The organism is Pseudomonadota bacterium (assembly GCA_022572885.1).
GTDB lineage: Bacteria > Pseudomonadota > Gammaproteobacteria > Steroidobacterales > MnTg04 > MnTg04.
In genome coordinates, this window is the sequence record JACZVC010000033.1 from 23,840 (window position 1) to 30,947 (window position 7,108).

General features: G+C 51.2%; 6 protein-coding genes and 1 tRNA gene. 5 read left to right on the forward strand and 2 right to left on the reverse strand.

Annotation, left to right across the window (positions count from 1 at the left end; all coding sequences use genetic code 11):
• Window positions 1-23: 23 nt before the first annotated feature.
• Together IIA05_11345 and IIA05_11350 are read right to left on the reverse strand one after the other, a co-directional pair.
• Window positions 24-1,871, reverse strand: coding sequence for a tetratricopeptide repeat protein (locus tag IIA05_11345; GenBank protein MCH9027689.1), 1,848 nt, complete (start codon window positions 1,869-1,871; stop codon window positions 24-26).
• A gap of 108 nt (window positions 1,872-1,979) precedes the next feature.
• A complete protein-coding gene (locus IIA05_11350) occupies window positions 1,980-3,803 on the reverse strand; it encodes a tetratricopeptide repeat protein (protein ID MCH9027690.1) in 1,824 nt (607 codons plus the stop codon).
• Between the two features lie 310 nt (window positions 3,804-4,113).
• Here IIA05_11350 and IIA05_11355 point away from each other — a divergent pair.
• The 5 genes from IIA05_11355 to IIA05_11375 all read left to right on the forward strand — a co-directional run bounded on the left by IIA05_11355 (window position 4,114) and on the right by IIA05_11375 (window position 7,106).
• Window positions 4,114-4,190: transfer RNA gene (locus tag IIA05_11355), tRNA-Pro, on the forward strand.
• A gap of 391 nt (window positions 4,191-4,581) precedes the next feature.
• Window positions 4,582-4,998 carry a hypothetical protein gene (locus IIA05_11360; protein MCH9027691.1) on the forward strand — a complete coding sequence of 139 codons (417 nt, stop codon included), beginning with the start codon at window positions 4,582-4,584 and terminating at the stop codon, window positions 4,996-4,998.
• Between the two features lie 221 nt (window positions 4,999-5,219).
• Window positions 5,220-5,519 carry a DUF2834 domain-containing protein gene (locus tag IIA05_11365; protein MCH9027692.1) on the forward strand — a complete coding sequence of 100 codons (300 nt, stop codon included), beginning with the start codon at window positions 5,220-5,222 and terminating at the stop codon, window positions 5,517-5,519.
• Between the two features lie 60 nt (window positions 5,520-5,579).
• Window positions 5,580-5,975: a hypothetical protein gene (locus IIA05_11370; protein ID MCH9027693.1), complete on the forward strand. Its 396-nt coding sequence runs from the start codon at window positions 5,580-5,582 to the stop codon at window positions 5,973-5,975.
• A 189-nt stretch (window positions 5,976-6,164) separates the two neighbouring features.
• Window positions 6,165-7,106: an MBL fold metallo-hydrolase gene (locus IIA05_11375; GenBank protein MCH9027694.1), complete on the forward strand. Its 942-nt coding sequence runs from the start codon at window positions 6,165-6,167 to the stop codon at window positions 7,104-7,106.
• Window positions 7,107-7,108: the final 2 nt, after the last annotated feature.

Sequence of the window (7,108 nt, forward strand, 5' to 3'; positions counted from 1 at the left end):
CATTCTCTTAATCGCTGCGAAACCTACTGGCAGCTAAGGTTCTGACCGGCAGGCTGGCAGGCATCCGGCCAGCCATATTCCCGCCAGTAATCCACCAGTCCCAACTCAGTAACAAGATCTGCAAACCGCGAGTCCTGTCGAAATAAGGCCATTTCGGGAATCCAGAAAACCCACGGAGCATTGGCGTAAAACGATTCCATCGTCCGATCAGCCAAACGATAGGCATCATCCATCAAACCAAATTCGACATAGGTTGCAGCCGCAACAGTAAAACTCAAGTCCCGCTCATTCTCCGCCAGGAATTTCAGATAGGTAGGCCGTTTCATCGCATCAATTTTCGCTTCAACCAGTAATTTCAGGTTTAAGGTGCCTATCTGTTCGTCAAACTGGCCCGCCAACTCTATCGCCCGGTCCACATTCCCGAGTTCCAGGTTTGTCAGCGTCAGCACCCACAAACCCGAACGATGACCCATATCCCAGGCAGCCGCGCCAAATTTCATCGCATTTTCAGGGTCGTTCAGCCACATATAAACCTGGGCCAAATTGGCGTTCGTGCCTGGATGCAGCGGATCCAGCTGATATGCAATCAGGTTTTCTTCCTGGGCATCGCGGACGCGACCAACTGACATCAGATGCTCCGCATACCAAAGGTGTGCGGTTGAATTTTTTGGTTCGCTGTCAATGGCGCGCAAATAATATGCTTGTGCTTCAAGCCATTTTTTGTTCATCCGAGCCATATCACCCAGCACCGCGTGGGCTTCTGCCAGGGAATCATCAAGGATAAGCGCCTTTTGTGCCGCTTCCACCGCGAGTGGATGTTGCACCTCTCTTGGTGCGTCGGAATAGGTCGGCAAGGTAGTGTGCGCAGCCGCCAGGCTCGACCAGGCCCGGGCAAACTGTGAGTCGAGCGCTGTTGCCTGCTCGAATAGGCTAATTGCACGCCGGATATTTTCCTCCCCACGGCGCTGCCAGAAATAACGACCCCTAAGATAAAACTCGTAGGCTTCCAGATTATCGGTGGGCTTCCCGACATGAGCCATCGCCTGCTGCTCATCCGCCCCCAGCGCGATCTTGAGCGCTTGCACGATTTTTTCAGAAATCTCATCCTGGATCGCGAAAATATCTTCGAGTTCGCGATCATAAGTCGCCGACCAAAGGTGGCGATCGGTGCGCACATCGATTAACTGCGCGGTGACCCGCACCTTGTTGCCGGCCTTGCGAACACTACCCTCGAGTACATGATCTACATTCAGCTCCCTGGCTATTTCAGGGATACTGATCCCCTTGTTTTCTCTAAAGGCAAACGAGGAAGTTCGCGATGCCACTCTTAGCCCCTCGACCTTGACCAAAACATTCAGCAGCTCTTCCGAGATTCCATCGGAAAAATATGCATTTGCCGGGTCGTCGGACATATTAATGAACGGCAACACCGCAATCGACTTCTCCCCGCTCGCCACAGCTTCCTCAACAGTTGCACCATCCGCACTTTCGCTCGAGCTGAACCGCGACTCCCAGATGAAATAGCTCAGCGCCAGCGCCATCACGGCAATAATGATGTAGTCCAGCTTGCGGCCTGTTTGCGACGTTATCGACGCCGTGCGATCTACATCCTTTTCCTTTTTGAGACCCGCGGGCGTTAACTCAAAGGCCCAGGCGAAAAACAAGGCGAGCGGAAAACCCAAACCCAACGCGAGCATGAACACCTGCATCACCCAACCCGGCGCGGCGATGTTTTCCAACACGATGTCGGCAACTTGCAGCAGTAGCCAGGAAGTCACCGCGTAGGCAATACCGACGCGGAAGACGTTGCGGCGTTTGAGTTCTTCGAATAACGACATGCAAGCGTTCTCAAAATCCTGTGAATCGGCCAAGCCTACTGGTTTACAAGGCTTGACGCTAGCCCAACGGTATTTACAGCGAGTTGGAAGTGATTGTTTTTAAAGGTATTTAGGAAACTGCAGCCCGAATTGGCTATGGCCCTATTGGCAACTCACACTATCGCCCGCTGGCTGACAATAATCTGGCCAGCCATATTTACGCCAGTAATCCACCAGCCCCCCTTCTGTGACCAGCTCCGCAAACCGCGGGTCCTGCCGAAACGCCGCCATGTCGCCTCGCCAAAACATGTCCCAGTCATTGCCAACAATTGAACCCCGAGCCAGATTGACCGAGCGGTAGGCGTCATCGATCCGGTCGAAAGCTGCATAGCCCGGGACCACGATAAATAGAGGCCATGCTGATTCATTCTCTGCCAACATCTGGAGATACAACGATCTTTTTGCCGTATCGCCCCCCCTTGCTTCCAAAAACAGTTTTAGTCCTGAAGACATTCCGGCGTCGCCAAGTTGCTCGCCAAACTGCTCGGCCAATTCGATCGCCCGCTCGATTTTGCCGAGCCACAGGTTCGCCCCCGACTGTAGGTACAGACCAACGGCGTGTCCCAGCTCCCATGCTGCTTCGCCATATTTCAATGTGTTACCAGCATCGTCCAACCATAAATAAATCTGCCCCAGGTTAGTATTGGTGCCCGGGTGCAGCGGATCGAGGCGATAGGCGATCAGCGTTTCTTCCAGCGCATCACGAATGCGACCAACCGAGAGCAGGTGCTCGCCGTACCAAAGGTGTGCGGTTGAATTTTTTGGTTCACTGGCAATGGCGCGCAAATAATATGCATGCGCTGAAGACCATTCGTTATCCACCCGAGCCATATCGCCCAGCACCGCATAGGCTTCCGCCAGCGAATCATCAAGCGTCAGCGCTTTCTGGGCAGCAGACACCGCCAGCGGATATTGTTCGGCTATCGGTGTGTCGGAATAGGTTGGCAAGGTGACATGCGCCGCCGCCAGGCTCGACCAGGCACGGGCGAACTGCGGATCGAGCGCCGTTGCCTGCTCGAACATGCCGATGGCCCGCCGGATATTGTCCTCGCCGCGGCGCTGCCAGAAATATCGGCCCCTGAGATAAAGCTCGTAAGCTTCCACATTTTCAGTTGCCTTTCGGGCATCGGCTATCGCCTGCTGGTCCTCTGCCCCCAGGACAATTTTCAGCGCCTGCACGATGTGTCCGGATATTTCATCCTGGATTGCGAAAATGTCTTCCAGTTCGCGGTCATAAGTCGCCGACCACAGGTGACTGTCGGTACGCACATCGATGAGCTGTGCCGTTATGCGCACAGTATTGCCGGCTTTGCGGACACTCCCCTCCAGCACGTGATCGACATTCAGCGCTTTCGCAATCACTGGAATACTGATGTCCTTACCCTTGAAGGAGAACGAAGAAGTGCGCGACGCCACCCTGAGCCCCTCGACCCTGACCAAAACGTTCAGCAACTCTTCCGCAATTCCATCCGAAAAATACTCGTTGCCAGGATCGTCAGACATGTTGACGAATGGCAGAACGGCGATCGATTTCACCCCGCTTGCCGCAATCTCCACAATATCGGAGTCATCCGCGCTCTCGCCAAGCCACTGATGCGTGCTGGCAAAGAAAACCACAGCCACCGATAACAGGCCGATAATAATGTAATCGATCTTGCGCCCGGTCTGGGCGGTAATCGATTGGCCGCGATCGACATCCTTTTCTTTTTTCAGGCCATCAGGCGTCAGCTCGTACGCCCACGCGAAAAACATAGCCAGCGGGAACCCCATGATAATGACGGTCGCGAAGACCTTCATGACCCAGGCAGGCGCTTCAAAAGTCTCGAACAAGACGGAGGCAACTTCCACCAGCAGCCAGCCGACCACGCCATAAGCCACGGCGACCCGGAAAACGTTGCGACGCTTTAGCTCCCGGAAAAACGACATCTGCCAGTTTCTCCTGTCCTGAGATACAACCAAGCGTACTTGCTTCCGATTGGCGGCGCCAGCCAAGACCTGACATCAGAAAAGCAAATAACGCGGTGGGTCACCTTTTGCTTGTCAACCACGGGCCGGCACGCCAACATCGAGACTCAGAATTGCGATCATACCCGGCGGTACAAGCCGTTGAAACCAAAGGGCCGCTCGCGTAAACTGCGCGCCTCGCCAGCGCGGGGCAGAGACCCTGCCCCACCGGCCCGAACCGGCAAAAACTGGCTTGCAAAGCGGATATCGTAACAACCGCGCACATCATAATCGGGGTGTAGCTCAGCCTGGTAGAGCACTGCCTTCGGGAGGCAGGGGCCGTAGGTTCAAATCCTATCACCCCGACCAATATTATCTAATAAATACAAATTGTTATGCCATTGGATAATATCTAACCCTCGCCAATTTCAATGCCGGGACGCACTGGGGACACAACTCGTGGTCAAGCCAGTGGCTACCCTTTTTTGTGCCTGCTGCTGGCTCTTAACGTATAGGAGCTAATTATCATGGCTGAAAGCAACCATACTGACCTAATCAACGCTATAGACACGTTGCATGAAAATCTGCCCCAACTCGTGATGTTTGGTGATTTGCTATCCGCAAATAGACCGGACAGTTTTACGGAGGATGAAATAATAAGATCAGCCGGAGAAATGATTTTCCGGTTGGCACATGACGCCCGAACAGCCGCAGACCTGGTTGTTACGCACTGTGAGGCCCTAAAAAATAGAGGTGCGTCATGACTGACAATAACCACACAGAGGAAATGAAAAAAGAGGTCGAAAGGCTATTCAAAGAAGCGAGTGACATTGAACCCGGGAGAGCTGAACTGGTGGTTCATAGCTCATTATGCGCCACCGACGAAGAAAAGCGGGACCAACTCAAAAACATCATTAGCGGGGAATTTTCTGCCAAGATGAAGGCGGGTGACGCCACAGAAAAACTCCGTAAGAGTTTGATGCGGCTCCGTATGCTCGGTGATTTGCTGGACATAACAAACGACGAGCAGTCCCCAGATGAAGAATCAGTTTGGGTTGCCGGTGGCCTCATTTGGGAATGGGCTGAGGAGGCCCGTAAAGCCGGGCGCGTGCTTGAAGATCGCTGGTCGGAACTAGAAGACAGCAAATTGGAGAAATCGTCGGCAGGGGCATCGTGAAGTTTGATTAGACAAACAACACTCAGGGTCAGGGATGGCCCTCTAAAGACCCCGTAGGACATGTCAGATGGCCCAATGCACGAGCGTTTGTCCATATCTCCTACCCGACAATAGCCCTGCTTCTTGCAGGGCTTTTCTTTGTCCTATACTTGGGCAATACTGGGTTATAACTAGGTAAAGAAACATCCGGGGTTAGGCATTCAATAATTGAAGGAGACAACATGAAAAAATTGTATCTTTTACTAGCTATTATTGGCGCTATTGTCCCCTATATCTTCTTTTTTCAATTCTTTCAGACTGAGGGGTTAAACATACCTGCTTTTATTTCAGCACTTTTTGTAAATGGCGCTGCTGGTGGTTTTAGTGCTGATCTATTGTTGACGTCTTTTGTCTTCTGGTTATTTATGTTTCAGCAAGTCAAAGGATCGAGTGGCCCAAAGCCATACATATTCATTGTTCTAAATCTTGCTATAGGGTTGAGTTGTGCCTTGCCAGCTTACTTATATGCGCGAGAAAAATAGCATTAATGCAATAACAACTAAAAGTGGCCGAAAGCGGATCTTCAACTATTTAGATGTTTTATGAGTTCATTTTATTTCAAGACATTCGCCCGCCTCGCCTTGCTGCCTTATATAGGCGGTACGGTGATTCATATCCTCCGCCTTATTTACAATTTCCCAATTGATGAAATTCCTATTGAGGCTGACTGGCTGGTAGTCATAATTGGAGGATATGCCGGTATAGGACTAATCATTTACGCCAATAGAATACCCTTCCAGAATTTATTCGATAAGATTATTTATGGGTTGCTGATCTTTCATCTCGATGGTTCGGTAATACTTCATGCATATATACTATGGGCCGGAAGCCATGAGGTCCTTAACGTTTTTTCTTACGAGTATAGTTTTTTTGCTGTAGCGTATTTTATGGCGTTTGGATATTACGTACTTCGCCTGAAGAAGCGATTGTATAATTGAGCAAGCTCTGGATTTGTGGGACCTGCCATTCCTCCGCGTCCGCTTCTGGCCGAAAGCGGCCTGTCGTTTTCCTAATATTCGTGTGATCTGAACGTCCGCTTTCGGGAAAAGCAGACATTAGCGGCCACCGAGCAACGCCAAAATAATCGTCTATAGTTATCCTACCCGCACCACATAAGGGACGACCCTATGACACGAGCGATCTTTGCGGCAATCCTGATCTTTGCAACAGCTACAGTAACAGCCGACATGAAGATTACCTTCATTGACGCTAGACAAGCCGATGCTATCGTTATTCAGATCGACCAGGACTCAGGCGAACCCTTCACAATCATTGTTGACGGTGGCGACGGTGACAGTGATCTTCGAGATACGTTACCAGCATTGATGACAGGTGACTCCACGGTTGAGCTGGTCGTTCTCTCGCACCCTCACACAGATCATATCGAGGCGCTGGACTGGTTGATCCAACAATCAGGTTTCACGATAGAGCGCATCTGGTGGGGTGGTGAAGGACATACTATCGGAGGATTCACACGCTTCAAGACGGCTGTTGATGACAAAGGCGTCATGCTGGTCCGACCTGCAGAAGCGTTTCATCACTTTGTTGGTGCTACAGACTTCACCATTCGTGTTCTCAATAACGGCATGGAGTTTCCAGGGACAGCTGGTAAGGACATCAATAACGACTCGGTCGTATTCCAGCTCATTTATGAACCTGCATCTGATGTCAGAGTCACTGCGTTATTCACAGGCGACATTGAAGAGGCCCAGGGAGGAATGTTGGTGAGTGAATTTGGCGATGAGTTGAAATCAGACATCGTCAAGGTTCCACATCATGGGTCAAGTGAATTGTTTGATCAATTTCCAGCAAGAGTAGCTGCTGACTTCGCTTACGTGTCTTCAAGTGGCACTCACGGCACGTTCAAGCACCCGAGAAAGAACGCATTGGATCTTTACGCGGCGACTGCGGAGATATTCTGTACGTGCGACGCCGCTGAAACTCTTCATCACATTACGGTGACTGTAGATGAATTGGGAGACATATCAACATCACCAGCACAACCGCCTTATTTTGTGTGGGAAAGAGATGCAAATGGCGACTTGCAGCAGATAACGGTTACTCCCTGACG